This window comes from Halobellus salinus, assembly GCF_014646875.1.
GTDB lineage: Archaea > Halobacteriota > Halobacteria > Halobacteriales > Haloferacaceae > Haloquadratum > Haloquadratum salinum.
On the sequence record NZ_BMOC01000012.1, the window covers coordinates 31,130 to 55,136 of the forward strand.

Here is a 24,007-nt window from a genome sequence, read left to right on the forward strand (position 1 = left end):
GCGCTCAGGACAGCGCTGCCCATCGCTTCGATTCCCCTCGCTTGCCGCGGTGTTCTGCGAGGACCCCCGGACACTCTCGAACTCCCACCCAATCTTCTCACGCAGACGGGATCAAGAGGTTGTCGAAAGTACTTTTCCGGTGACAGGAAGACCAGTAGTCGACTCAACCCGAGCGATTAACACCCCAAATCAAATTGGACCGCTTCCTGCAACGAGTCAGGACCTGTACTCTCGTCCGATGCTCTTCGAGAGGCTACTGTCGATGGAACGTTATGAAAGATGCAATCCTAAAACCCTCCCTTCAGGGCGAAGAGGATGTCAACGAGAACGTGGGAGTGCAGCAGCTCGTACTCCTCTGTTTTGCGTTCCCCACTTTCGTAGAGGTTCAAAAGCCGATCGAGATCGTCCTGGAACACGACCCGCGTGTCGGCCCGGGTGTTTTAGCCGGTAGCGCACCGATCAACCGATACCGAAATGCCCGAGCGCTTCCGCGGCGAGGTGATCAGTGTCATTCCACCCGAGGAGACAGCAGACCACGAGCTTGAGCCTGCGATGGAGGATCTGGCCGCCTCGCGGTCCATCCTGGTGTGTCGCCGCGGCGGCGCCCCCTCGCTTCTGGAACTCCTGTGGGCGCTGCTCCGCCGGGATCCGATCGAGCCAGTGACAGTTGTCGCCGACCTGGACGCGGAACCGGTTGCGGAGGGCGACGAAGTCACGACGACGATCGCGGAGACGGAGCTTGCGGGCGTGTACACCGCAGCCGCCCCGGTGACCGTCGACCCCTCGTGACCGCCAGTCAAGGCCGGTGATCCCAGGCCGGGGGTGAAACGGAGGTCTCTACTCCCGGCCGCCGGTGTGAGCGTGGGCAACTGACCGCTCCCGACGCGGGTTCGGTCGTCGGCGACACCGTCGACCACACACCGACTACGCCCCGAGAACGTGTGGTCGGGACGCCGCGGGAGCCGACGCGTCGCCTGCGGACGGCACAAGCGTCCTCCCGCTTCCCGTCGACGCCGACGAGTCCCCCGGCTGGACGCCGGCGACACCGAGGTGGCACCGGAGCCGTACCCCACTCGGGGCGTGTTCAAGGGGAGTGCCTCGGCCGCGGATGGGCGTGTCGAGATTGGGGCCATCGGCGTAGTGCGATCACAGCCGGCCGGAATCGCGGCGACGACAGGCCGGGGAGCGCTGCTGGGTGTCGGGTCGAGGAGCCGCCAGCCGGCGCGTTCAGGCGGTCGCAGTCGTCTCGTTTGCCGCGGTCGCGTTCGCCGTCCCGTTGACGACAGTCACGCGGTCGTCATCGGGCGGCACGATCGACGTATCTTGGCCAGACCGCACCGGGATCCGCTCGACCACGTCGCCGCTTTCGTTGGTGATGACGATGGAATAGATGACGTCGCTGTCCGTTCGGTCGTCGGACGCGTTCTCGTCGGCTTGGCCACCGCCCGTCTTCGACTCGTTGATATCCCCGCGGATGAACGCCCGGGTCTCGTCGTCGGTCTGGACCGCGACAGCACTCCCGGAGTCGGCGTTCACGAACACGTTTCGGGTAACGTCAGTGAAGTCGACAGGAGAGACCTTGATATGCCACCAGAGGTTCTCGTCGACGATCGTGGGCACGGGTTCGGTCACCACGAAGTTCCGCCCCCAGTTGGTCTGTGAGTCCTCCGACCGGGCGATCCCCATAGCGCGTTCCGGGCCAGTGAGCGTCTCGCGGTCGGTGCCGAAGAAAGTGTACTCGCCGGTTTCGGCGTCGGCGAACCACACCTCGTCGAGCCCGCGGCTGTCGATGCCGTACGGCTCCATCGCGGTCACGTACGACAGCCGTTCGCCAGCCAGATCGATAATGAACGGCTGTCTGTTATCGGCGCCGTCTGGAAGCGTCGCGAGTTCGACTTCTCCCCTGTGGGCGCCCACCACTGGCAGTTGGTTCACAATCCCGTTGCGGTACCCCAGCGACCCCATCTCAACACGGGTGAGCGAGACCGGATAGAGCCGCTGACCGTCAAGGATGTCGTTCGCCTGCGCCTCCTCGGGAGTCAGGTGACGGATCTCGCCGTCGGGGGTGACGAGGGCACCGCCGTCCCACACCGGAACCGTGTGTGGGAACGGCGCCAGCCGCCACTCGTGACCGGTCTTCGGGTAGTACATATACGGCGTTCCGTCGTGAGTGAACTCGACAGCGTCGTCGTTGTACCGCGCGAGGTAGTCGGTCTTTTTGAGCTGCCAGTCCGCCGACCGGTGGAGGAACATGCCCTCGCCGTGGGTGAAGTCCGTATCATCGTACGTCTCGGTCCGGCGGTCGTCGATCCGGGTCATGTCCGAGAGCAACACCCCGCGCTGGTTCTCCAAGAGCGTGTTCCGGAACCCGTCGGGTTCGATCGGGTACGACCACGCCAGCGACCCGTCCTCGCGTCTGGCGATGTCGCTCGCCCCCAGTCGGTGTTGCCGGTAGGAGACCTCACCCCGGGTCGTCACCTCCGAGACCCGGCGCGGGACGACCCGCGGGTTCTCGGGGTTGGCTTCGGGGAACTCCTCAACCTCGGTCGCGTCGGCCATTGTCTCCTGCGCCAGGGTGCGCTGTTCGAGCGTGCCGCTGATCCCGCCGATCAGGAAGGAGACCGCGATCAGGAGGCCCACGACCACGGCCAGCAGCCGGACCTTCGCCGCCGCGGTGCCGTCGCTTGCCTGCGTCAACTCCCCGATCGGATCGGGGCCGTCCGACGTCACGCCGAGGCCGCCGGAGCCACCCGAGCCGGGACCGCCGGACCGGAGCCGGTCGGGCGGGAGATACAGGAGGGCGACGGCGGCGAGGCTGCCGCCGCCGACCACCAGGAGCCCGGTGGGCGAATATATCGCTGAGTAGACCAGCCCGTGCCAGATCGGCCGCGTGAGGTAGCCCACGGCGACCACCGCGACGAGCACGAGGGTCCGGACGCCCACGAACACGAGGGTGTCCCGGTCCGGGCCGGGGGTGTCGGTCGGAGGGACCTGTTCGGGACCGTCGTCAGGGGGAGATTGGGTACCCATCGGATTGGGCTTGGGATCCACGGTACCTATAGGATGCGGAGCCGGAAGGGCGGCCTCGAGGCCCGTGGATAAAAACGCCAGGAGGCTCGAGTATATGAATTTAAATCCGGGAGGATCGAATCACACTGTTATGGACCAAGTCGATCCGTCCGGAGCAGGCGGCGCGGGCGACGGAGCCGTCCCGGACTACGGCGGGCTCCTCACCGAGGTTCTGCTCGTCGGCGTCGTCGTGACAGTGTATCTGATCGGAGTCGCCACCGACCGGGATGGTCGGAAGATCTGACACGACAGCCGCGTGAGGGCACAGCCGCCCGGCTCGAGCGCGCTGGCCCACAGGTGCAAGGCGGAAGCCCACGACTCAGTCGTGGCTCACTGACTTGCGTGATCGCTGGGATAGTGCCGACACTGTCGACGCCGCCCGGAGGTCACCGACGCCGCAGTACCACGCGCCACGAACCCCGTTGCGGTCGTTCCCGACCGGCGTCGCGAGCGGGACCAACTCGCCGAGCTCGAACGCGACCACGACCCGTTCGTCGGTGAAGGGGTCGATGGTTTCGGCCCAATCCGATTCGGCCATCGGTCCGGCGTCGCCCCGAGCCTGTTCGGTTCGGCCCTCAATCGGGGCGTAATGCGTCACCGCCGACACCGGGGCGGTCCGGTAGAACGCCATGTACTCGAACGCCTCGCGGGTGCGGTCGTACGACCGCGGGGCGGGGTACAACCCCCGCCGACACCGCTGGAAGGTATCGGGCCGGGCCGCGACCACACAGACGCGCGCGTCGGCTGGGGCTGTGTCGGCGGGCCGGTCCGACGCGAACCGATCGAGATCCATACCACACCGAGGGCCCGCATCCACAAGAGTTCCCGCCCGCGGCGGCCAGCAGCGACAGCCCGACCCTCGGCGTCAAGGCCGTCTACCTTGATCGCGGGTTCTACAACAGCACCTGTCTCGGACTGCTGTACGCGCACAACTACGCCTACGTGATGCCGATCGTCAAGTGGGGCGAGACGATCCAAGAGGAACTCAACACAGGCTGGAGCCGCAAGATCGAACACGATCTCGCCGGCGAGGTGACGTTCCCCGTGTTCATCGACTGCGTCTACCAGCAGGGACGATACGATGAACACGGGGTGGCGCGTCACGGCTACGCCGCTGACGCGCCGTTCATTGATACGCCACGGGATGCACGAGAGCACTACAGCAAACGCTTCGGCATCGAGTCGAGCTACCGATTAGCCAAGCAGAGCCTCGCGTTCACCAGTTCTCAGGATGCTGGCTTGCGGCTGGTGATGTTTGTCGTGAGTCTGCTGCTCCAGAACAGCTGGCGGTATCTCCATTGGAAGTACGTGGCGGCGCCCCGCCGCGGGGGGCGCCGCCTCTGGAACTGGTCGTTCACGGAGTTCTGTGAGATGGTGCTGCGGGCAGCCTGGACAGCGCTCGGTGTGCGCAGGGCTGTTCCAGCGAACCAACCACTCAACGACCGGTTCTTCCGGTAGCTGTCCACCGGTCTGGACAGCCGTCGTGAGTGGCGACACTGTCGCGTCGGCGGCAATCTGCCGCCGACAGCGACGGTCCATCCCGAAGGTCACGCTCACCAGCGCTTCGAAGACGCTCCACGACCAGTTCGATCTGAGTCATCGCCATCAGACAAGATTACGCGGCTGTCGATGTGATCGACTGGGTCTAGCGAACAAGGTCATCGACGCGATCACCCAGGCCAACGAACTCAACGACCGACTCGACGGTTGAGCCGGTCTCTGCCGACCGCTCGTGAGAGTACCTCGTCGGTGCCCCAGCGACCCCAGTGTGTGCTGTTTAGTGTCTCCGGGCCGTACCCGAGGTGATGACCTTCGATTCGGTGGTGTTCGATCTGGACAACACGCTCTGCCGGCGAACCGGTGACGTCGACGCCGCGTACCGTCGGGCGTTCGACCGGGTCGGCGCCGACCCCTTCGGTGCGCCCGAAAAACTGTGGGCCGCCCTCGACGGCCCGCCCGACCCCGGGGACCGGACTGGGTATCTCGGCGCGGGGTTCGCCCGTGTCGCCGCCCGCCACGGCCGCTCCGACGTCGATCCGATCGCGGTCGCCGCGGCTCTCTTGGACGAGATCGACAACGCCGAGGTGGAGCTCCTCCCCGGCGCTGAGCGGGCCCTCGACGCCGCCCGCGCGCTGGGACCGATCGGGATCCTCACAAACGGCCCCGAACGACGCCAGCGAGTCAAGATCGAAGCGCTCGGACTCGAGCCGACGGTCGACGCGATCGTGTACGCCGGCGATCTCCCCCGCCGGAAGCCCCACGTTGACCCATTCGAGGCGATCCTGACGGACCTCGAAGTCGCGGCCGACCGCACGCTCTACGTCGGCGACTCGCTGGCGTACGACGTCGCGGGCGCCCACAACGCCGGCCTCGGGGCCGCGTGGCTCCGGCAGGACGACGACAACGGAGGGTATGATCCGGACTACGTGCTCGACTCGCTGATCGATCTCACGGACGTGCTCGCGGAGTAATGGGGGAACAGCGCTCCGTGGATCGGATCGCCGAACGGGTGCGGCCGGGTGCCGTAATCGACAGTGTCGAATCCGTCGACGTCGGCAACCGCCGTCGGACAGCGGTCGTCCGATTCGCCGACGCCGACGCCGACGCCGGCGTGATCCAACGATCGCCCGATCCCGAAACCACCCGCGTCGAGGCCGCCCTCCTCAACGCGATCGGCGACCGGACGTCGGTGCCAGTGCCGACTCCCCTCGGTAGCGGCAGCGTCGGAGGCGAGGGGTGGCTCGCGACACACCGCATCCGCGGCGACGACCTCCACGTGTCGTTCACGGGGCTTGACCCGGCGGATCAGCGCGGGGTCGCCCGGTCGTTCGGTCGGTATCTCGCCGAAGTCCACGACGCGTTTCGGTTCGACGCGTACGGCCCGCTGTCGGTTGCAGGGGGCGAACTCGTGGTCGACAGGTCTGTCGATCCGGCGGCCGGGGTTGCGGGCGGGGGCGACGCGGGTGCGGTCGGCGGCAGTAGGCGTGTGGGCGGCAGCGAGAGCGAGTGTACGGACGACAGTGTCGGTGGTGACGACAGTGCCGCGACGGAGTGGGGTGCGTGGCTCGCGGCGTTCGGTCGGGCGAGTCTCGCGCGGTTGCCGTCGGAGTTCGATGCGGTCCGCGCCGACGCAGCAGCGGTGCTCGACGACCGGAGTGTGGAACCCGGGGCGGTTCCGCGGTTGTTCCCGTGGGATCTCCGGCCGGGAAACGCGCTGATCGCGGACGGCCGCATCACCGGCGTCCTCGACTGGGAAGGGCCGCTCGCGGCCGGCCCGGCGGTGTCGGTCGCAAAAACCGAGTACCTGGTCGCCGACTGGTACGTTGGACGCGACGCGGCGGGACGGCTCCGCGAGGCGGTCCGCGCGGGCTATGAGTCGGTCCGGGAGTATCCGGCCGTCCGACCCGTTCATCGGATCGCCGCGGTCGCGAGTACCGCCGTCGACTCCCGCGGTGTGGTCACCAACCCCGGGTATCCACCGGTCTCCCGGGAGGAGGCGGTGCGGTTCCACCGCCGGACGCTCGAGGCGCTGGTCTGACCCCCGTCCACGCCGGTCACGCCGCCTCGGCCCGGTCACGCCGCCTCGGCCCGGTCACGCCGCCTCGACCCGGTCACGCCGCCTCGGCCCGGTCACGCCACGCCCGGACGGCGAACGCCGCGGCACCCGTCCAGATCGCGACCTCGACGAAGAAGGAGGGCGACCAGAGGTAGTAGACGAAGAACGCTCCCGGCGGGATCGCGAGCGGATCCAGCGGGATCGCGAGCGGCCACACGAGGAACAGCGCGCCGCCCGCACGGCCGTTGAGGACCACGTGAACGGCATCGAAGAGGAGGTGGGAAGCCCACCCGACCGCCGCCGCCACCCCGGCTCTCCCGAGGAGCGCGGCCGGGACCACGACGACTGCGAGGAGTGCGCTGTGACCCACCGAGTGGAACAGGTCGACGATCCCGAGCGACGCCAGTGGCTTGTCGACGAGGTCCGGGAGCGCCGCACCGACGACGGCCCACGCGACCGAGGCCCGGAACCGGCGGGCGAGGAGGCCGGCGGCCAGGAGGTGGGTCGCGAAGAGCATAGGTTGCGTAGGCCCGTGCGGTACTTGTGTGCACCGCCGGTGGCGCGAGCCCCCCAGAGAGGGCCGACGGGGCCCCTACTCCACGTCGGGGAGTCGATCACGGAGCCGCGGCCCAAGCGACCGCCCCACCGCGAACGCCGCGGTCCCGAGCGCCACGCCGAACAGCGTGTCGCTGAGGTAGTGCGTTCCGAGGTACATCCGCGAGACCGCGACCGTCGCGGCGAGCGCCGTCGCGATCCGGAACGGCAGGTGGTCGGATCCGCGGGAGATCAAAGCGAGTATCGTCACCGCTGCGGCGTGGCCGGAGGGAAACGAGTGGGGGGCGAGCCCGGACCCCGAGGTCTGACACACCGGCTCCGCTGGGAACGGCCGCTGGACGAGAGACATCAACGCCGGGACCACCACGCCCGTGAGTCCCAGCGCGACGGCACCGACCGCGAGTTCGCGCCGCCACCCCGCGAGGTAGAAGATCCCGAGGAACACCGCCGCCGCCGCCGCCGACCCCAGCCCGGTGACGGATGTCATGAACTTCGTCAGTATCGGGTGTCTGATCGCCACGAGCAGCTCCGCGACGGCGGTGTCGACCGAGAGAATCCACGCGAGGAGGTCGGCTACCGCGCTGTTCATCGGTTCGGGCGGCGTGCCGGTGGGTCCGCCGGGCGCCGACCCGACCGGACCGGTGTGAGTGAGTGTCGGTGCATCGGAGTCGACCCGAGCGAGGGGCCACGCGAGGTTTACGCTTTTGCTCCCGGCGCCCGGTACCGGAACCCCGGTGGCCGACCGCGACCGCCAGCGCGGTCGACACCGCAGTAGTCACGGTGGCGGCCCGGCCGACCGTCGACAGCCACAGCGGCGCGACGAACCCGGCGGCGTTCCGAACCACCGACGGAACGAGCCCGGAGAGAGGGGTTCCGGTCGACTCACCCCCGCCCTCGGTTGCGGCCCCACGCGACGACCGGGTTTCGAGCCTCGACTCGTCGGCGGGTGGCGTGTCGTTCCGGGTGGCGTCCACCCCGATCCGTTCGACGTCGTAGACGCCGACGCCGTCGATCCTCCAGACCACGTCGCCGTCGGTGTCGATTTCGAGCACCCGGCCGCTGTTGGTGTCGCCGACGAGGGTGTGGCCGTGCGGGAGTCGGTCGGCGTCGCGGGGCCACGCCATCTCGCCGTCGGTCCGAGTCCGCGCCCACGACCCGTTCCGGCGGCGGGACTCCACGATCCGGTCGTTCTGGGAGTCGACGCCGGGCGTCCACGTAGGGTTGCCGCCCGATCCCGGCCCCGCGAAGACGACCGAGTTCTGGTTCCGGAGGCTCACCACGTACCGGCCGTCGCGCGGGTGCTCAACGCCGTTGAGGTGGGTCCAATCGCGGGGGAGTGGCTCGCCGGAGTCAAGCTCGGACGCCGACTGTGCGGCCCACCCGTGGGTCCGTGCGCCCGTCCGAGTGTTGACCACGAAGACTGGGTCTCCTCCGATGTCCGCGACAGCCAGCCTGTGGGGGCTGACCCGGTCGACGTACTCGATTGCGATCACACCCGCTGCGAGGGCGCTGACGACGCAGAGCACGGCGACGAGGGCGTGGAGTCGCGCGGGGAGTCCGAGTATGCTATCGGAGAGACGGATGCATCGGGGGTGCCGAGGTGAACCGCCTCGGGGTCAAGCCCCGTGGCATCCGGCTTGTTCTCTGTGAATATAGTGGTGTCTGCAAGTCTGTACTCACTTGATCGCACGCAGTCGTGCGATCTCCCGAGCAATCAGTTGCAAACGCTACTATATCCTGTCGGTTCTCCGACCGACGGGGTCGGCTCCGACCACGGGCGGTGTCGGTCAGTGTGTCCGATCCCGACGGGCCACTTATGATTTTGGAGTTCAATCATCACATATGAGTACCGCGACCGACTCCGGACTGTTTGACCTCCAGACGCTCACCCCGCTGCACTACGTCGGGATCCTCCTGGCCGCGATTACTGGCGTGATTCACCTCCTGCTGGGCGTCAGGTTCGCGCCGAGTTCGCTTGGGCTCTCGTTCCTGTTTGCGGGTGTGGTATTCCTCGTCGCCAGCGCCGCAATCCTGGCGAACTACCGGCGGCGGCTGCTCTACGGCCTCGGGGTCCCTTTCACCGCGGGGCAGATTGTGATCTGGTACGGCGTCAACTTCGCGGCCGGGGCGAGGTCGTTCCCCGCCGACGTCGGCACGTTCGGGTGGGTCGATAAAGCCGCGCAGGTGCTCCTGATCGTCGTCCTGATCGCGCTGCTCCGCCAGGACTGATCGCGCGGGCCACCCGGTGACCGCCGCGGGCGGTGTGTGCGCCCCCGACACCCGGCGACGGAAGCGCCATTCAACGGACAAAAGACCCCACCCGTTGTAGTAGTGAGTAGATGAAACCTAATCAGATCGACTTCGCCGTCGACATCGCCTACGGCGTTCTGCTGTTTCTTTCGATCGTGCTGATCCTCACCGTCGGGACCGCCGTCGGGATCGCGTTCGGGTTGGGTGCGTTGATCTCCTATGCGATCCACGTGGGGTGGAAGATGTCGCGGTTCGATCCTGAATGGATGACCACGGAGGTCGCCGAGCAGGTTGAGGAGACGATCACCGAGGAGGTAACAGAGACCGTCGGCGAACAGGTCTCGAAGGATTTCTCCGACAGCGTCGAAGCCCACATCACAGAGCAGGTCACCGAAGACGTCGAGGAGAAGGTGACACAACAGGTGACGAGAGACGTCGGCGAAAAGGTCACCCAGCAGGTCACCGAGGGTGTCGGGGAGGAAGTCGCAAAGCAGGTCACAGACGACGTCGAAGAAAAGGTCGCCGAGAAGGTCACAGACGACGTCGAAGAAAAGGTCGCCGAGAAGGTCACAGACGACGTCGAAGAGCGAGTCACGGAGAACGTCGAAGAGCGAGTCACGGAGAACGTCGAAGAGCGAGTCACAAACGACGTCGAAGAGAAGGTCGCCGAGAAGGTCACAGACGACGTCGAAGAGCGAGTCACGGAGAACGTCGAAGAGACGATGTCCAAGGAGATCGCCGAGAACGTCGAAGGGGTGCTCTCCGACGAGGTGGGGTCGATCATCGAGCAGTTGGAGGAGGTAAACGACCGGATCGAACGCCGGCCGAGCCGCGAGGAGATCGAAGCGGAACTCGCCGAGGAGGCGGCGTCCGAGGGGGCAGAGTCGGAGCACAAATGACGCTGCACACCACTCGCGGAGCGGTCCGGTGCGGTCACAGGCCGCGGCGAAACCCGGGGCGGTGACGATGCTCGATAGTCTGATCCTGATTGGCCTCGCGGTCGCACTGTTCGTCGGCTTCAACATCGGCGGGTCGAACACCGGGCCGGCGTTCGGCCCGGCGGTGGGTGCGGGGGTCGTCTCGAAACTCCTCGCGGGCGTCCTGATGTCGGTGTTTTTCTTTCTCGGCGCGTGGACTATCGGCCGGCGGGTCGTGGACACCCTCGGAAGCGAACTAGTGACGAGTCCCGGCGTGTTCACCGTCGAGACGAGCATCGTGGTGCTGTTCTTCATCGGCGGGGCGCTCTTTGTCGGCAACTACGCGGGCGTTCCCGCCTCAACCTCGATGACGGCGGTCGGGGCGATCGCCGGACTCGCGCTCGCTGCGGGGGAGCTGAACTTCGCGGTGATGGGTGAGATCGCGGTGTGGTGGGTTGTGGCACCGCTCGTGGGATTCTGGGTGTCGGTGATGATCGGGCGGTACGTCTACCCCACCATCAACGAGTGGGTGGCGATCACCAGCAGCGAGGGGTCGCTCGTCGAACTGGACCGGTCCGGGTTCATTCCGGTGCCGCGCACAGGGCCGAACACCTCGTGGCGGGAGTTCGTCGGGACGCTCACGTTGGTGTCGATCAGCTGTCTCATGGCCTTCTCGTCGGGGACGTCAAACATCGCAAACGCGGTCGCGCCGCTTTTCGGCGCGGGCGTGGACCTCAACTTCCTGATCCTGGTTGGGTCGGGTGCTGTCGCGCTGGGTTCGCTCACGATCGCCCGGCGGACGCTCGACACCCTCGGCAACGACCTCACCGACCTCCCGCTGACCGCGGCGATCGTTGTCGCCCTCGTGTCGTCGGCGATCGTGATCGGACTGTCGGCGATCGGGATTCCGGCGTCGTTCGTGATCATCGCCACGATGGCGATCGTGGGGCTTGGGTGGGGACGGGCCACCCGGACGGCGACGCTCTCGGACGGCCTTCGGGGCGGCGACGACGCGACAGTGTCGGTCGGCGCCCTGGCCGCCGAAGAAGCCGGGGAGGCAGCGCCGAGACTGGGCGAGGAGGACCCGGAGGACATCCCCAGCGCGTCGGACCTGTTTGACCCCGCAACGACCGGCCGGGTCATTCTGATGCAGAACCTCGTGCCTGTGTTGGCGACCAGCGGCGCGTACGTCACGTTCTGGGGACTCTTCCGGTTCGTGTGGTGAGCAGCGCCCGCTCCACGACCGACGGCGCGGAAGCGCCACGCTTACTCCGACCGGTCGCGACCTCCCGGTATGCCGGTGCCCTGTGTCCGCGTCCCGACCGAGCGTGGCGAGGAGACCCGCCAGGCGCTTGCGGCCCGTGACCTGCTCGACCGCCGCTACGAGATCACGGCGTCGGAGGGGAGCCTCTACGTCCCCGTGACCGACCGAGGGGCAGTGCCGGCGGGCTACGAAGTCGTCGACAGGGATGTCCCCGCGCGGGAGACCCAGACCACGCCCGCGGACGTCCTCGGGGTCGATCCGTCCTACGAACGCCTGGGCGACATCGTCGTCCTTGACGAGGACGACCCCGAGCGCGCCCGGCAAGTCGCGGACGCGATCGTCGCATCCGACCTCCGCGCCACCACGGTAGTGAACCGTGCCTCGAAGGTCTCGGGCGAACTCCGGGTCCGGGAGTGGGACGTGCTTGTCGGGGAGTCGACCGAGACCGTCCACCGGGAGTACGGCCACGAGTTCGGGGTCGACATCGCCGAGGTGTACTTCTCGCCGCGGTTGGCGACCGAGCGCCACCGGGTTGTCGAGCAGGTGAACAACGATGAGTGCGCGCTGGACATGTTCGCCGGTGTGGGGCCGTTCGCGGTCCCGATGGCCGCCCGCGGCGCCGACGTCGTGGCGTGCGACCTCAACCCCGTCGCCGTGGCGTACCTCCGGGAGAACGCCCGACGAAACGGCGTCGACAACCGCGTGACTGCAATCGAGGGCGGCGTGCGCGAGCTCGTCACCGACTACGCGGGGTGGGCCGACCGGCTGGTGATGAACCTCCCACACACTGCGGGGGAGTTTCTCGACACCGCAGTCGAACTCGCCGGCGCGGAGTGTGTGGTCCACTACTACGACATCCAACACGAGGACGACCCGTTCGGCCCCGGAACACGGGCGATCCGCGAGGCCGCCGAGCCCGGTTACGAGGTCGCAGTCGAGACCGAGCGGGTGGTCCGATCGTACGCGCCACACGAGGAGAACGTCTGCCTCGACGTTCGGCTCACGGCACGGTGATTCGGAAGCCTTTTTTAGCTCATCGGAGTACCGTCGTATGCTGCCTTACCATCGCGCCGGCGTAGCTCAGCTGGCAGAGCGATTCCTTCGTAAGGAATAGGCCGAGGGTTCAAATCCCTCCGCCGGCTTTCGTTCGGCTTCGCCTCTCGAATGACCGTAAACTGCCTCGGGGTCAAGCCCCGAGGCTTTCGCGTGGACTCCCGTTCTACCCACTAACAGTGGGAGGCGAATATTCGCCGCTCACGTTCAGCGTCCCGCGATTCAAGCGCACATCTACGGGTGCGCCTCCGTTGTTTGCGTTTTGCCGACGTTGACGAGATGCTCCGCGTCTCGTCCGCACACCCGAAATCTGTGATTTCTAGGGACGACGGAGATACTGCAGACCGATGTTCTTCGAAGCGTTGTCGTCAGCGTGGTTCTCGTACCCGCACTTCTGACAACAGAACGCTTCACCAGACCGATTGTCGCTGTGGGTGAACGGTTGGACTCGCCGACGGACACAAGCGCTCGAATAGTCAGACGAGTGCGATGGTCGTCGACAGTGACGTACTCCCACGAGTGGCCGGGGTGTTGGTGCCCTACTCCGTGAGTGGGAGCAGTATGCCGAAGATGAACACCGCAAGTAACACCACGAGGATGCCGAGGAACTCCGCATCGACGAGAACCGTATCAATCCACCCGGGGGCGTGGACTGTTGACACGCCGAGCGCCACGTCCCCCAAGAATCCGCCCATTACCAGCGATACTCCGAGCAATACGCTCGTTTTGGTGAGTTTGGCGTAATCTATATCGCCGTATCGTCCGGCCATACTGGTGGTTGGATTCCGGTTGGATAATATCTTTTCGACTGCCGAACCGAAGGAGTCTTCAGGTTGTCTGTCAGGGTGTCAGTATGGACTCAGCACCTCTGTTAGAACTTCTGCCGGAGCTCGTCGAGATTGTCCTCTTCGGTGTCGGGAGTGTTGGTCTGACGGTGATTGGTGTCTTCATAGAGCGGTTTGCACTCCTCACGGCGTTGGACGGAGAGACCCTGCTCGGGGGGTGGTTCGCGGTGATGGGGTGTATGGCGCTCCTGTTTGGGTATCTCCTGTTTACTGACAAGCTCCGACCAAAGCTTGTGACTCTCACCGACGCGTGAGAACCTGGCCGGCCTTGCCGTCTTCCTGACCGGCCTCGCCGTCTTCCTGACCGGCCTTGCCGTCTTCCTGACCGGCCTTGCCGTCTTCCTGACCGGCCTCGCCGTCTTCCTGACCGGCCTTGCCGTCTTCCTGACCGGCCTCGCCGTCTTCCTGACCGGCCTTGCCGTCTTCCTGACCGGCCTCGCCGTCTTCCTGACCGGCCTTGCCGTCTTCCACCGCCTCAACACGGCGGATTTCGCCCCGGCGTTCCGAAACCGAGCCGTTCGAACGACGTGACGAAGGCGTCCCCGCCCCGGGAGGCGTTCCCGCACCAACTCGATCAACGCCGGTGTGCATTGCCCTCTGCCCGCGCCTGAAGACGCGGGAATCCGGCAATCGGATTCGGGCGGTCGTCGCCCGTCGGGTCCACTCTGCACTCGGGGGGAGCCGGCGACATACCGGCGGAACTCTCGGTTGTCTCCCTCGTGGGGCTGTGGCCCGGCCACTGCGGCCCCGTCGAACTCCGTGTCGTCGCCGTGCGACCCACCGCCCGCCACCCCCTGTGGCTCGGGGACGGCATCTCACCGAGTCCGTAGCATCCACACCGGCAAGCGCCACGGCTATACAGACACCGACAACCGGGCCACGTGTCCGCTTGACCCCCACCGACAGACGGGGTATCCGCTCGTATCTGTATCACGCGCTCGTTGCTCCGACGATACTGAGCGATGCCTGGGTGGTGTGAGAAGCGTTCCACACCACCCTCAGCCCGAGCATAGACTGACCGTGGTCACTCCGCGGAGGCGGCGTGGGACTCTCTGAGTTCGACCTTGCGGATCTTCCCCGTGGAGGTCTCGGGGAGGTCGTCGACGAACTCAACCACGGTCGGACATTTGAAGTGTGCGAGAGTGTCGCGGGCAAACGCCACGACCGCGTCCTCGGTGAGGTCGGCGCCGGCGGCGGGCACGACGAGCGCTTTCGGCGTCTCGCCCCACTTCTCGTGTGGAACGCCGATCACCGCAACGCGCTCGATGTCCGGATGGTTGTAGAGGGCGTCCTCGACCTCAACACTCGAGATGTTTTCGCCGCCGCTGATGATGACGTCCTTTTTTCGATCCTTGATCGAGATCATGCGACGGTCGTCGACCGTGGCGAAGTCGCCGGTGTGGAACCATCCCTCAGCACGGCCGGAGAACGCCTCGCGGGTCTGCTCGGGCTTGTTCCAGTAACGGTCCATCACCTGGTTCCCGCGGACGACGATCTCGCCCATGGTCTCGTCGTCCGCCGGGACGTCCTCACCGTCCTCGTCGACGACGCGGAGTTCGGTCCCGACCATGGCGTGGCCCTGACGGGTCTTGATCGTGAAGCGACCCTCGCTTGCGATCCGGCGCGGCGAGTTGCTCGTCGTGATCAGCGGGCCGGTCTCTGTCAGGCCGTAGACGTGTAGGATGTTCCAGCCGAGTTCGTCCTCAACGGTCCGGATGGTTGCCTCCGGTGGCGGGCTGGCTGCGGTCGCGATCCTGACCGGTTTGTCACCGGTCGCCGCGACGTCGTGAGTCTCGTAGTGGTTGAGCATCCGGTCAAGAACCGTCGGCGCGCCACACAGGTAGGTCACGTTGTGGTCCTGGATGCGCTCGAAGGCGCCCCCGGCGTCGAAATGGCGCTGACAGACGTGCGTCCCGCCGACGCCGGTGACGATGTAGGGGTATCCCCACCCGTTGACGTGGAACATCGGGAGCGTCCAGAGGTAGGCGTCGTCGTCGGTGACCTCGGTGTGGTGAGTGGAGATCAGCGCGTGCCAGTGCTCGGTGCGGTGGGTCCGGACAACGCCTTTCGGGTCGCCGGTGGTCCCGCTGGTGTAGTTGATCGTCGCGGGATCGTCCTCGGAGATGCCCGGGCGCTCGACCGCGGCGGGGTCAGCGTCCTCAAGCAGCGACTCGTAGTCGCGCCACTCGCCGTCGACGCGGTCGGCCGAGTTGGCGACGAACGTCTCGACGGGGACAGCGTCGCGGATCTCCTCGACCGTCTCGGCGTACTCGTGATCGGCGACGACCGCCCGGGCCCCACAGTCACCGAGGATGTACTCGTAGTCCGCGGCGATGAGGCGGTAGTTGAGCGGGACCGAGACGGCCCCGAGCACGTTGATCGCAAACAGCGTCTCCAGAAACCAGTGGGTATTCGGCGAGAGCAGCGCCACGCGGTCGCCCTGTTCGATCCCGAGATCCGAGAGCGCCGCGGCCGCGCGGTCGACCCGCTGCCCGAACTCGGCGTAGGTGTACTCCGTCCCGTCGTGGGCGATCACGCCGACTTCGTTGCCGTAGACGTCGACCCCCCTGTCGAGGAAGTCGAGCGTCGTCATCGGTCGGTGCATACGATGCCAACGCGCACTCGTGACACGTAGTTCTTTCTTCACGCCGGGGCGTGTGCGCCCCGTACTCGGCTGAGTCGAGTCGATAACGGCGTTCGTCGGGTGGCAGCGGGCCGCGTCACGTGGTGGGGGTACGACCGAACGTTTATTACGAACAGTTGACTTCCCACAGAGGATGTCCACAGCTCACCTCATCGCGGTCGGGGCCTCCCCGCTGGGCAAAACGGACCTGCCCGGCCGCGACCTGTTCTCGCGGGCGCTGGCCGAGGCGTTCGCGGAGTTGCCCGACCCGGCCGACGTCGTCGACGGGGTGTACGTCGGTGCGCAGTCCGAACGCTACGAGAACCAGATCATGCAGGGGACGCTGCTGGCGGAGTGGGCCGGCCTGCGGAACGTCCCCGCAGAGCGCGTCGAAGCGTGTGCGGCCGCCGGAGCGCTCGCGCTCAAGAACGCCGTCCGGGACGTTCGCGCGGGCGTCCACGACACCGTACTGGCGTGTGGCGTTGAGAAGATGACCGCCGGCGGGACCGAGGGGGCGACGAACGCGCTGGGTGCCGCCTTCGAGCGCGCCCTCGAACAGCGCTCCGGGATCACCGCGCCGGCCACGTACGCCCTGCTCGCGCGGCGATACCTCCACGAAACCGACGCCACCGAACGGGACCTGGGCCGGATCGCGGTGAAGAACCACCGGAACGCCGTCGCCAACCCCCGAGCCATGTTCCGGGACGCGGTCGACATCGGGACCGTGATGGACGCGCCGGCTGTCGCGCCCCCGCTGAAACTCTACGACTGCGCGCCGGTCACCGACGGTGCCGCCGCCGTCGTGGTCGCAAGCGACGACGTGGCGGCTGATCTGCAGCGCCGCCCTGACACCGTCCGCGTGGCCGGGGTCGGGTCGGCGGCCAACAATCTCGCGGTCGCGGAGCGTGACCTGACGTTCGTCGAGGGGGCGAACGTCGCCGTTTCGACCGCCTACGAGGACGCCGACGTGGATGCCAGAGAGATCGATATTGCGGAGGTTCACGACGCCTTCACCGTCTGTGAGGCGCTGTTGGCGGAGGCCGCCGAGTTCGCCCCCGAGGGTCGCGGTATCGAGACCGTCGAAGACCCCAAGAACCGGTCGGCGGGGTGGACTGACGTCCGGATCAACACCAGCGGCGGGCTGAAGGCCCGCGGACACCCGATCGGGGCGACCGGGCTGCTGCAAGCGGTTGAGGCCTACGAACAGCTTACCGGGCAGGCCGGCGACCGGCAGGTTGCTGACGCGGAAACGGCGCTGCTCATCAACGAAGGCGGTGTCGCGGACGCCCACACCGTCGCCACCGTGCTGGCTGCGGAATGACCGACGAGAGTGATTCACCGATGACAGACACCGATTCCACGACGACGGGACCGCTCACAGCCGAAGCCCTCACCGCCGACTCGGCGTTCACCCTCCCCGGCTTCTTCGACGCGTTGGCCGACGGCCGGCTGCTGGCCGCCCGGTGTACCGACTGCGAGACGCACATGCTGCCCCCTCGGCCCGCCTGTTACGCGTGTGGCAGCCGGGCAGTCACGCTCTCGGAGCAGCCCCGGACCGGCGAGGTGGTCTCGTACACGTCGGTCAACCGGCCCCCATCCGCGTTCGAGCACCTGGCACCGATCACTGTGGCGGTGGTCGAACTTGACTCGTCGGCTCGGCTCACGGGCCGCGTCGCCGCGCCGCTCGAAGACCTCGCCATCGGAGACCGCGTCGAACTCGAGGTCCGCGACCCCGAGGACGTCGGTATCGATCCGGCGTTCGACCTGTCGTACGAGGCGGAGTGGCCGGTCCACGTCTTCGAGCGAGCGTAACCGGGCGGACCGCCGTGCGGCCGTCCTCGACGAACTTGACGGGACGATTCCGCTCCCGACCGTTCTCGACGAACCGAAGCCGATGGAGGCGGGCAAAGCGATCGCGGAGCGATTCATCGTCTCGGAGTGACCCGAGACCGCAGCGCCGCTCGATGGCACACGGTCGCCGCGTTCACGCCTGTCCGGCGCGGCTCACGAATCGGGGAAGCGGAAGACGATCTCCATCGGCAACCCGCGGGGGTCGAGTTCGGGATCCCGCGGGAGCGTTTCGAGTTCCTCGTCGGCACCGCGTGCGGTGAGCGCCACCGTGAACGCGTCGAGCAGGTCGTCGTTGGAAGCGTCGCACTCGAGGCCGCCGGCGGCGTCCCACAGGTGGTCGTAGACGTCGGGTTCCACCGCGCGGAGGACGGCCACGCGTTCCCAAAACCCCCGTCTCGGTTGCTTGGTCTTCGAGTGCGTTGTCGGCTCGCCGGCGAACGCCTGAAAGCACACCTCGGGGTGTGACTCCCGGATCCTCCCGCGGGCCGCCGGCGTGTCGAGGAGGAACCGGTCGACCTCGTCGATCTTCGGGGCGATGCCCCAGGTCTGCCGGTTGAGGCTGCCGTCGGTCAGTCGCTCCTGGACGGCCTTGGCGGCCTCGTAGGAGTCCTCGCGGGCGGCAGCCCGCACCGGCGTCGGAAACACGCTCGTGTGGCGGGTGGGCGACAGCGTCTGCCGCGCCGCGGTGTCGCACGCCCGTGGTTCGCTCGAGTCCTCGCGGAGCCCGATCGGGACGTCGATCAGGATCCGGTCGGCGTCGCTGTGGGCCGCCCAGAGATCCGTGACGCTCCGATAGAAGTGGGCCGCCTCGTATCCCGAGTCGGAGTACACCGCCGCGAGCCACCCGTCCGGACACCCGTCGACGCCAACGTACATCGACCGTGTTTCTCCCGGCGATCACTTCAACGTCACGTACGTAAGGGCGGCGAGCGCGACCGTCTGGACCGCGCGGAGCGCGACGACCGCCTGCTGGGCGGTCGGATCGCCGGCGTACAGCATCCCGGTGCTGAAGAAGAAGACGATCGCGAGGAGGTTCTCGATGAGCATCGTTGCGGCGAACCCGGCCAGTCCGGCGGTCATTCCGGAGCCGAAGGTGCGGTAGTTGCGGACCCACACGACCGTCAGCGTCCCGAGGAGAATCGCGTTAACGGCCGATAGCCCGGTGGCGACGAGCAGCCACGGCTCCATCGCGCTCGCCATTCACATCGCCTCCAGTACGCGCTCGAACTCCTCGCGGTGGCGCTCGAACCGGTCGGTCAGGAAGTAGAGTTTCCCGTAGTCGTCACCGCCGGACTCGATCACGTCGTGTTCCTGTAGCATATCGATGTGGTGTCTGATCGTGTTGTAGTCGACGTCAAGACACTCCGCAAGCTGGTTCGCGTTCCGCGGTCGCTCGTCGATGGCGTCGATGATCCGCGCGCGGTTCTCCCCGCCGCGCGTCCCGACCAGCAGATACCAGAGTGCCTTCTCCATCCGTTGTCGTGTGGTCCTCGTGGGCAGGCCTTATACTGTCGGTTCGAAGACACATATTCGTCGCGTGCCGGGGGTGATTCGGCGGCCAACCTATCGGGTCGGACGGCTACGGCGTCCACGGACTCACCGGTCGATCCGCTGTCTGACCCACCCGGTTGCGCCGCTGGGGAACGGATCGGCCGCCTCGCCGGTCTGGACCGTGCCCGCACCGTCGACGGCTCGGACGACGACCTCGTCGACGCCGTCGGGGTCGAAGGCGTGCCGCCACTGGCGCCACACGTCGTCGCCGGGCAGCGGTTCGGAGAGGTCGGCGTCGAGCCAAGTGTCGCCGTCGTCGAGGGAGACCTCCACGCGGCCGACGCCGCGGGTGCCGGCGTAGGCGTGGCCCGCGACTTCGATCCGGCCGTCGTCGAGTTCGGTCGTGTCCCAGAGCTTCGCGACCGTACTGACCGGGCCGGTGCCGTGCCACCCCCGCTGTTCCCAGTAGCCGTCCGTCTCCTCGTCGAGCAGTTCGATCTCGGTGAGCCACTTCACGTTGGTCTCGCCCCAGTGGCCGGGGACGAGAACGCGAACGGGGTGGCCGTGGGATTTCGGCAGCGGCTGGCCGTTCATCTCCCACGCCAGCAGGCCGTCCTCGAGCGCGTCGACCGGGAACTGCACGGAGTAGTCGTCCTCGGCGTGGAGCATCGCACACTCACACGCTCCCTCGGGATCCGCCCCGTCGAGCAGCGGCTTGATCGGCGTGCCGGTCCAGACGGCCGTGTCCATCTTCCGGCCGTTCAGTTGTTCGCCCACGCACCGGAGCGTCACGTACCGGTGTTCGACCGACATGTCGATGAGGTCCGCGTACGTGACCTCGGTGTTCGCGCCGACCTCCCCAGTGATCGACATCGACCAGTCGTCCGCAGGAACCTCCGGATCGAACTGGTTGATGTCGACGTTGTAGAAGTTCGGGATCTCGCTGACGAGCCCCGGTACGTCGTCGCCGGCGATGTCGAGCCGCTGTTCGTCGGCCTGCCGAAGGCGTTCCCGGACTGCGGGACTCGGGACGACATCAGCACTCGCGGGCCCCGGTTCGCCCTCGGAACCGGCCGACTGGTCGCGTCCGAGGACGCCGGCGACGCCGAGGAACCCGAGTGCACCCACCGCCGACGCCATCGCCCGCCGCCGGGACGGGTTGTAGCCGGCGGATCCGGCCGGAGCCGCACCGGCTCCAGCGAGTATCGCTACCGGAACGCCGGCCGCGACTGCGAGCACCGGCTCCGCCGTCGTCCCTGCCGTGATCCCCCACGCGAGGACGCCCGCAACGATGCTCCCGAGCGCGGTCCCGACGAGCGGCCGCTGGACCCGTCCGGCGGCGAGGATGCCGACGAGGCCGGCGGCGCCGAGCAGTCCAGCCGCGATGCCGACGGACAGCGCGACGTGCAGCAGGTGTCCCTGGTCGCCCACGTTTTCGATGGTAAACGCCACGACCGGGCCGGGCGTGAGCCGAACCACGAGCGTGTCGATCGGCGCGACCACGAACTGCCGAGTGTACCCCGCGACGGCGAACGACCCCGCAACACCCGTGGCCCCCGCCAGGAGGGCGAAGAGTACGTGGGTGCGTGAAATCTTCATACCTCACACGGGGCCGGGACGGGCAAGTAGCTTGTTCAAACTCCCACCAAAATTCGTTCAGGGTACTCCTAAAATCCACCAGATACGGCGTGAGGGCCAGGAATTCTCGACAGTCTCCCATCGTCCTCGTCGACAAAACACGCCGGACCAGCCGGTCGGATGTCGCGGCGAGATCCTCCCCGTCGTCGATCAGGGATGCCCCCGTCTGCACAAAGATGATACCCGGTCCTGCGGTAGTTGTGGGCAAATGGTCTGGATACCAACTGACGTGCCCGTCAACAGAATCAAACCCGGCGCCGACCTCGCGGGTGCCGACCTCGCGGAGGCGGATCTCGAAGGTGCGGACCTCTCCGGAGCTGACCTCTCCGGAGCCGATCTCACCGGAGCGGATCTCAGCGGGTGCGACCTGGCCGATGCTGACTTCGACGGTGCAACCCTCGAGAACGCCGTCCTCCGGGAGGCCGAACTCGACGGCGCGACGTTCCGCGACGCAACCCTCGCCGGCGCCGATCTGAGTGGGGTGTCGTTCTCGACGCTCGCGACCCTCGAGAACGCGGACCTGGGTGGTGCGACGCTCGAAACAGCGGAGCTTCCGTACGCCGATCTGAGTGATGCGACGCTACGGGGCGCTGATCTGAAGCGGGCTGATCTCCGGAGTGCGGACCTCGGGCGGGCTGACCTCCGTGACGCCGACCTGTACGATGCGTCGCTCAAAGAGACACACCTTAGATCCGTGGACGCCCGCGGGGCCGAGTTCGTGCGCGCATCGCTCCAGGGTGCGGATTTAGTCGGCGCGGATCTCACAGGTGCGAGTTTCAGAGACGCGTGGCTTCGGCAGGCGGACCTCACACACACCGAACTCGAGGACGTGAACTTCGTGAACGCAACCGTCGAATCCGCTGTGTACGGCGAGTCGTTGGCCGACGCCACGGATTTCACCGCGGTCGATCTCCGGAACGCACTGTTGTCGACCTACGATTTCAGCGGCGCCGACTTTGCCGGTGCGAACCTCAGCGGGGCACACTTGTACCGGACGGATTTCTCGAACGCCGATCTCACCGATGCGGACCTCACCGCGGCCGAGGAGGCACCCGGCGAGGGAACGACCGACCTCCAGGAGGCCGATCTGAGCGGTGCGACTCTCGCGGGGGCCGACCTCGAAGACGCAAATCTCTCGGAGGCAGATCTCGACGGCGCTGACCTGACCGGCGCGAATCTCACCGGCGCCGACCTCGAAGACACTAATCTCTCCGACGCTGATCTGACCGGGACCCGGCTCGAAGACGGATCATAAGGAACTGTCTCGTCCGGATCCGGTATCGCGTATCCGACGGTGTTGTACGGCTCGTTGTAACAAATCACCGGCCGCATCACCCCTTGATGTTACACACCGGGAACGTCCGCGCGACCGTGTCGCCGATTCCGAGCGCCTCCGACACCCGGACGACCTCGTCGACGTCTTTGTACACGCCGGGCGCCTCCTCGGCGACGGTCGCGCCCGACTGGGCCTTCACGTAGATCCCCTCGTGGTCCCGGAGTTCGTCCTGGACCGTCTCACCCCAAAACTCGTTTTTGGCCTGCGTCCGGCTCATGGTCCGGCCGGCACCGTGGGCGGTCGACCCGAACGCGACGTCCATCGAGTTGGCGCCGCCGCGGAGCACGTACGATCCTGCGCCCATACTCCCCGGGATGATCACCGGCTGGCCCACGTCGCGGTAGGCGACGGGGACCTCCGGCCGGCCCGCGGGGAACGCACGGGTCGCGCCCTTCCGGTGGACGTAGAGTTCCCGCTCGGCGCGGTCGACGGCATCCGCCTCGGCGGCCGGCCGCCCGTCGGCGTCGACAGCGACCTCGTGGTTCTCCTTCTTGCCGATGTTGTGGGCGACGTCGTAGAGCAGGTCCATCTCCAGGTCCTCCCAGTCGGCGTCGAACACTCGCTCGAAGACCCGCCGGGTCCGGTGGGTGATCAACTGGCGGTTCACCCACGCGAAGTTGATCGCCGCACACATCGCGCCGTAGTACGCCTCCGCCAACTCGGAACCCGCAGGCGCGGCCGCGAGTTCCTTGTCCGGGAGGTCTTCGAGCAGGTCGGCGTGTTCGCGCTCGATGTCCCGGAGGTAGTCCGAGCACACCTGGTGGCCGAGCCCTCGGGAGCCGCAGTGGATGAGCACGACGACCTGGTCGGGCTCCAGTCCGTATGCGTCAGCAACGTCCGGTCGGTAGATGTCGGTGACGCGCTGGACCTCCAGGAAGTGGTTGCCCGAGCCGAGGCTGCCGACCTGGTTGCGGCCGCGGTCCTTCGCTTTGTCCGAGACCGCATCGGCGTCGGCGTCGGGGCGCCGCCCGCCGTCCTCGCAGTGTTCGAGGTCCGCCCGGACCGCGTAGCCGTGCTCAAGCGCCCAGTCGACGCCGCGTTCGAGGATCGCCTCGACGGTGTCGCGGTCGGTTTCGACGATGCCGCCGCCGCCGAGTCCCGACGGGACGTTCGCGAAGAGCGCGTCGACGAGTTCGGCCTCTCGGCCCCGGAGGTCGTCGTAGGTCAGGTTCGTCCGGACCATTCGGACGCCGCAGTTGAGATCATAGCCCACCGCTCCCGGCGAGATACACCCGGTCTCGGCGTCAGTCGCCCCCACACCGCCGACCGGGAAGCCGTACCCCTGGTGGCCGTCGGGCATACACACCGCGGGCTCGGTGATCCCCGGCAGGTGGGTCACGTTCCGCAGTTGCTGGAGCGTCTCGTCGTCGCCGATCTGTTCTAAGAGCTCCTCGCTGGCCAGCACCCGGGCAGCGACGCCCATATCGCCCTCGCGAGGGATCTCCCAGACGTGCTCGCGAACTCGTTCGAGCCGGATCCCGTCGAACTCGCGAACCGCAGCGTCGTCGGTCATGTCCGGATCCACGTCGGGGTCGGAGGAAAGGGTTCCCTTCGCGGGT

26 protein-coding genes, 1 tRNA gene and 2 pseudogenes are annotated in these 24,007 nt (G+C 67.2%); 15 read left to right on the plus strand and 14 right to left on the minus strand.

Features of this window, described 5'->3' with window-relative positions:
* Positions 1-287: 287 nt before the first annotated feature.
* Positions 288-416 (minus strand): hypothetical protein, encoded by a 129-nt coding sequence (locus IEX72_RS15370; RefSeq protein WP_268238884.1) that lies wholly within the window; start codon positions 414-416, stop codon positions 288-290.
* A gap of 58 nt (positions 417-474) precedes the next feature.
* On the opposite strand from IEX72_RS15370, the gene IEX72_RS09985 reads away from it, so the two are divergent.
* The gene (locus IEX72_RS09985) at positions 475-789 is read left to right on the plus strand and encodes a DUF7526 family protein (RefSeq protein WP_188787242.1); all 315 of its coding nucleotides are present in this window, start codon (positions 475-477) and stop codon (positions 787-789) included.
* 438 nt (positions 790-1,227) lie between these two features.
* Here the strand turns inward: IEX72_RS09985 and IEX72_RS09990 are convergent, their stop codons facing one another.
* Positions 1,228-3,030: a PH domain-containing protein gene (locus IEX72_RS09990; protein ID WP_188787243.1), complete on the minus strand. Its 1,803-nt coding sequence runs from the start codon at positions 3,028-3,030 to the stop codon at positions 1,228-1,230.
* 130 nt (positions 3,031-3,160) lie between these two features.
* On the opposite strand from IEX72_RS09990, the gene IEX72_RS09995 reads away from it, so the two are divergent.
* Positions 3,161-3,313, plus strand: a complete 153-nt coding sequence (locus IEX72_RS09995) for a hypothetical protein (RefSeq protein WP_188787244.1) — start codon at positions 3,161-3,163, stop codon at positions 3,311-3,313.
* 75 nt (positions 3,314-3,388) lie between these two features.
* On the opposite strand, the gene IEX72_RS10000 is transcribed toward IEX72_RS09995, so the two are convergent.
* Positions 3,389-3,862: a hypothetical protein gene (locus IEX72_RS10000; RefSeq protein ID WP_188787245.1), complete on the minus strand. Its 474-nt coding sequence runs from the start codon at positions 3,860-3,862 to the stop codon at positions 3,389-3,391.
* Positions 3,863-3,915: 53 nt separating this feature from the next.
* Between IEX72_RS10000 and IEX72_RS10005 the strand changes: the two are divergent.
* The 3 genes and pseudogenes from IEX72_RS10005 to IEX72_RS10015 form a co-directional block, all read left to right on the plus strand.
* Positions 3,916-4,527 (plus strand): annotated as a pseudogene (locus IEX72_RS10005) (ISH3 family transposase); the annotation flags it as partial.
* A gap of 344 nt (positions 4,528-4,871) precedes the next feature.
* Positions 4,872-5,540, plus strand: coding sequence for an HAD family hydrolase (locus tag IEX72_RS10010; protein ID WP_188787246.1), 669 nt, complete (start codon positions 4,872-4,874; stop codon positions 5,538-5,540).
* Positions 5,540-6,607, plus strand: a complete 1,068-nt coding sequence (locus IEX72_RS10015) for a phosphotransferase family protein (RefSeq protein WP_188787247.1) — start codon at positions 5,540-5,542, stop codon at positions 6,605-6,607. The genes IEX72_RS10010 and IEX72_RS10015 overlap by 1 nt, the downstream gene beginning before the upstream one ends.
* Positions 6,608-6,680: 73 nt before the next feature.
* On the opposite strand, the gene IEX72_RS10020 is transcribed toward IEX72_RS10015, so the two are convergent.
* On the minus strand, positions 6,681-7,142 hold the full coding sequence (locus tag IEX72_RS10020) for a metal-dependent hydrolase (RefSeq protein ID WP_188787248.1): 462 nt from the start codon (positions 7,140-7,142) through the stop codon (positions 6,681-6,683).
* 75 nt (positions 7,143-7,217) lie between these two features.
* The gene (locus tag IEX72_RS10025) at positions 7,218-7,769 is read right to left on the minus strand and encodes a phosphatase PAP2 family protein (RefSeq protein WP_188787249.1); all 552 of its coding nucleotides are present in this window, start codon (positions 7,767-7,769) and stop codon (positions 7,218-7,220) included.
* Between the two features lie 145 nt (positions 7,770-7,914).
* Between IEX72_RS10025 and IEX72_RS10030 the strand changes: the two genes are divergently transcribed.
* The 6 genes from IEX72_RS10030 (at position 7,915) to IEX72_RS10055 (ending at position 12,753) form a co-directional block, all read left to right on the plus strand.
* On the plus strand, positions 7,915-8,784 hold the full coding sequence (locus tag IEX72_RS10030; RefSeq protein WP_188787250.1) for a hypothetical protein: 870 nt from the start codon (positions 7,915-7,917) through the stop codon (positions 8,782-8,784).
* Between the two features lie 238 nt (positions 8,785-9,022).
* Positions 9,023-9,409, plus strand: a complete 387-nt coding sequence (locus tag IEX72_RS10035; protein ID WP_188787251.1) for a DUF7475 family protein — start codon at positions 9,023-9,025, stop codon at positions 9,407-9,409.
* 110 nt (positions 9,410-9,519) lie between these two features.
* Positions 9,520-10,329 (plus strand): hypothetical protein, encoded by an 810-nt coding sequence (locus tag IEX72_RS10040; protein ID WP_188787252.1) that lies wholly within the window; start codon positions 9,520-9,522, stop codon positions 10,327-10,329.
* Between the two features lie 67 nt (positions 10,330-10,396).
* Positions 10,397-11,572: an inorganic phosphate transporter gene (locus IEX72_RS10045; protein ID WP_188787253.1), complete on the plus strand. Its 1,176-nt coding sequence runs from the start codon at positions 10,397-10,399 to the stop codon at positions 11,570-11,572.
* Positions 11,573-11,641: 69 nt separating this feature from the next.
* A complete protein-coding gene (locus IEX72_RS10050) occupies positions 11,642-12,625 on the plus strand; it encodes a class I SAM-dependent methyltransferase (protein WP_188787254.1) in 984 nt (327 codons plus the stop codon).
* 55 nt (positions 12,626-12,680) lie between these two features.
* Positions 12,681-12,753 (plus strand) — tRNA-Thr (locus tag IEX72_RS10055).
* Positions 12,754-12,830: 77 nt separating this feature from the next.
* Here the strand turns inward: IEX72_RS10055 and IEX72_RS10060 are convergent.
* Both IEX72_RS10060 and IEX72_RS10065 read right to left on the minus strand, forming a co-directional pair.
* Positions 12,831-13,157, minus strand: a pseudogene (locus IEX72_RS10060) (zinc ribbon domain-containing protein); the annotation flags it as partial.
* Between the two features lie 46 nt (positions 13,158-13,203).
* Positions 13,204-13,434, minus strand: coding sequence for a DUF7860 family protein (locus IEX72_RS10065; protein WP_188787255.1), 231 nt, complete (start codon positions 13,432-13,434; stop codon positions 13,204-13,206).
* Positions 13,435-13,517: 83 nt separating this feature from the next.
* On the opposite strand from IEX72_RS10065, the gene IEX72_RS10070 reads away from it, so the two are divergent.
* On the plus strand, positions 13,518-13,763 hold the full coding sequence (locus IEX72_RS10070) for a hypothetical protein (protein ID WP_188787256.1): 246 nt from the start codon (positions 13,518-13,520) through the stop codon (positions 13,761-13,763).
* On the opposite strand, the gene IEX72_RS10075 is transcribed toward IEX72_RS10070, so the two are convergent.
* Together IEX72_RS10075 and IEX72_RS10080 are read right to left on the minus strand one after the other, a co-directional pair.
* The gene (locus tag IEX72_RS10075) at positions 13,750-13,980 is read right to left on the minus strand and encodes a hypothetical protein (RefSeq protein WP_188787257.1); all 231 of its coding nucleotides are present in this window, start codon (positions 13,978-13,980) and stop codon (positions 13,750-13,752) included. The two genes, IEX72_RS10070 and IEX72_RS10075, sit on opposite strands and share 14 nt — an antisense overlap.
* A gap of 553 nt (positions 13,981-14,533) precedes the next feature.
* Positions 14,534-16,114: a long-chain-fatty-acid--CoA ligase gene (locus IEX72_RS10080; RefSeq protein WP_188787258.1), complete on the minus strand. Its 1,581-nt coding sequence runs from the start codon at positions 16,112-16,114 to the stop codon at positions 14,534-14,536.
* Between the two features lie 172 nt (positions 16,115-16,286).
* On the opposite strand from IEX72_RS10080, the gene IEX72_RS10085 reads away from it, so the two are divergent.
* Positions 16,287-17,453, plus strand: coding sequence for a thiolase C-terminal domain-containing protein (locus IEX72_RS10085; RefSeq protein ID WP_188787259.1), 1,167 nt, complete (start codon positions 16,287-16,289; stop codon positions 17,451-17,453).
* 20 nt (positions 17,454-17,473) lie between these two features.
* Complete coding sequence (locus tag IEX72_RS10090) at positions 17,474-17,944, plus strand: Zn-ribbon domain-containing OB-fold protein (RefSeq protein WP_188787260.1); 471 nt, start codon at positions 17,474-17,476, stop codon at positions 17,942-17,944.
* Positions 17,945-18,136: 192 nt separating this feature from the next.
* Here the strand turns inward: IEX72_RS10090 and IEX72_RS10095 are convergent, their stop codons facing one another.
* From IEX72_RS10095 to IEX72_RS10110, 4 genes are all read right to left on the minus strand, one after another.
* On the minus strand, positions 18,137-18,859 hold the full coding sequence (locus IEX72_RS10095) for a DUF429 domain-containing protein (protein WP_188787261.1): 723 nt from the start codon (positions 18,857-18,859) through the stop codon (positions 18,137-18,139).
* 21 nt (positions 18,860-18,880) lie between these two features.
* Entirely contained in the window at positions 18,881-19,183 is a 303-nt protein-coding gene (locus tag IEX72_RS10100) for a hypothetical protein (RefSeq protein ID WP_229663816.1), read from the minus strand.
* Complete coding sequence (locus IEX72_RS10105) at positions 19,184-19,456, minus strand: winged helix-turn-helix domain-containing protein (protein ID WP_188787262.1); 273 nt, start codon at positions 19,454-19,456, stop codon at positions 19,184-19,186. It abuts the gene before it with no gap.
* A gap of 123 nt (positions 19,457-19,579) precedes the next feature.
* A complete protein-coding gene (locus IEX72_RS10110) occupies positions 19,580-21,073 on the minus strand; it encodes a molybdopterin-dependent oxidoreductase (RefSeq protein ID WP_188787263.1) in 1,494 nt (497 codons plus the stop codon).
* Positions 21,074-21,320: 247 nt separating this feature from the next.
* Between IEX72_RS10110 and IEX72_RS10115 the strand changes: the two genes are divergently transcribed.
* Positions 21,321-22,367 (plus strand): pentapeptide repeat-containing protein, encoded by a 1,047-nt coding sequence (locus IEX72_RS10115; protein WP_188787264.1) that lies wholly within the window; start codon positions 21,321-21,323, stop codon positions 22,365-22,367.
* A 76-nt stretch (positions 22,368-22,443) separates the two neighbouring features.
* On the opposite strand, the gene IEX72_RS10120 is transcribed toward IEX72_RS10115, so the two are convergent.
* Entirely contained in the window at positions 22,444-23,961 is a 1,518-nt protein-coding gene (locus IEX72_RS10120; RefSeq protein WP_188787265.1) for an RtcB family protein, read from the minus strand.
* Between the last annotated feature and the right edge of the window lie 46 nt (positions 23,962-24,007).

Bases quoted from the DNA above. Each gene is read 5' to 3' on its own strand.
- IEX72_RS09985 (WP_188787242.1), top strand. From the start codon at position 475: ATGCCCGAGCGCTTCCGCGGCGAGGTGATCAGTGTCATTCCACCCGAG.
- IEX72_RS09990 (WP_188787243.1), bottom strand. From the start codon at position 3,030: ATGGGTACCCAATCTCCCCCTGACGACGGTCCCGAACAGGTCCCTCCG.
- IEX72_RS09995 (WP_188787244.1), top strand. From the start codon at position 3,161: ATGGACCAAGTCGATCCGTCCGGAGCAGGCGGCGCGGGCGACGGAGCC.
- IEX72_RS10000 (WP_188787245.1), bottom strand. From the start codon at position 3,862: ATGGATCTCGATCGGTTCGCGTCGGACCGGCCCGCCGACACAGCCCCA.
- IEX72_RS10015 (WP_188787247.1), top strand. From the start codon at position 5,540: ATGGGGGAACAGCGCTCCGTGGATCGGATCGCCGAACGGGTGCGGCCG.
- IEX72_RS10020 (WP_188787248.1), bottom strand. From the start codon at position 7,142: ATGCTCTTCGCGACCCACCTCCTGGCCGCCGGCCTCCTCGCCCGCCGG.
- IEX72_RS10025 (WP_188787249.1), bottom strand. From the start codon at position 7,769: ATGAACAGCGCGGTAGCCGACCTCCTCGCGTGGATTCTCTCGGTCGAC.
- IEX72_RS10035 (WP_188787251.1), top strand. From the start codon at position 9,023: ATGAGTACCGCGACCGACTCCGGACTGTTTGACCTCCAGACGCTCACC.
- IEX72_RS10040 (WP_188787252.1), top strand. From the start codon at position 9,520: ATGAAACCTAATCAGATCGACTTCGCCGTCGACATCGCCTACGGCGTT.
- IEX72_RS10045 (WP_188787253.1), top strand. From the start codon at position 10,397: ATGCTCGATAGTCTGATCCTGATTGGCCTCGCGGTCGCACTGTTCGTC.
- IEX72_RS10050 (WP_188787254.1), top strand. From the start codon at position 11,642: ATGCCGGTGCCCTGTGTCCGCGTCCCGACCGAGCGTGGCGAGGAGACC.
- IEX72_RS10065 (WP_188787255.1), bottom strand. From the start codon at position 13,434: ATGGCCGGACGATACGGCGATATAGATTACGCCAAACTCACCAAAACG.
- IEX72_RS10070 (WP_188787256.1), top strand. From the start codon at position 13,518: ATGGACTCAGCACCTCTGTTAGAACTTCTGCCGGAGCTCGTCGAGATT.
- IEX72_RS10080 (WP_188787258.1), bottom strand. From the start codon at position 16,114: ATGCACCGACCGATGACGACGCTCGACTTCCTCGACAGGGGGGTCGAC.
- IEX72_RS10085 (WP_188787259.1), top strand. From the start codon at position 16,287: ATGTCCACAGCTCACCTCATCGCGGTCGGGGCCTCCCCGCTGGGCAAA.
- IEX72_RS10090 (WP_188787260.1), top strand. From the start codon at position 17,474: ATGACAGACACCGATTCCACGACGACGGGACCGCTCACAGCCGAAGCC.
- IEX72_RS10095 (WP_188787261.1), bottom strand. From the start codon at position 18,859: ATGTACGTTGGCGTCGACGGGTGTCCGGACGGGTGGCTCGCGGCGGTG.
- IEX72_RS10100 (WP_229663816.1), bottom strand. From the start codon at position 19,183: ATGGCGAGCGCGATGGAGCCGTGGCTGCTCGTCGCCACCGGGCTATCG.
- IEX72_RS10105 (WP_188787262.1), bottom strand. From the start codon at position 19,456: ATGGAGAAGGCACTCTGGTATCTGCTGGTCGGGACGCGCGGCGGGGAG.
- IEX72_RS10110 (WP_188787263.1), bottom strand. From the start codon at position 21,073: ATGAAGATTTCACGCACCCACGTACTCTTCGCCCTCCTGGCGGGGGCC.
- IEX72_RS10115 (WP_188787264.1), top strand. From the start codon at position 21,321: ATGGTCTGGATACCAACTGACGTGCCCGTCAACAGAATCAAACCCGGC.
- IEX72_RS10120 (WP_188787265.1), bottom strand. From the start codon at position 23,961: ATGACCGACGACGCTGCGGTTCGCGAGTTCGACGGGATCCGGCTCGAA.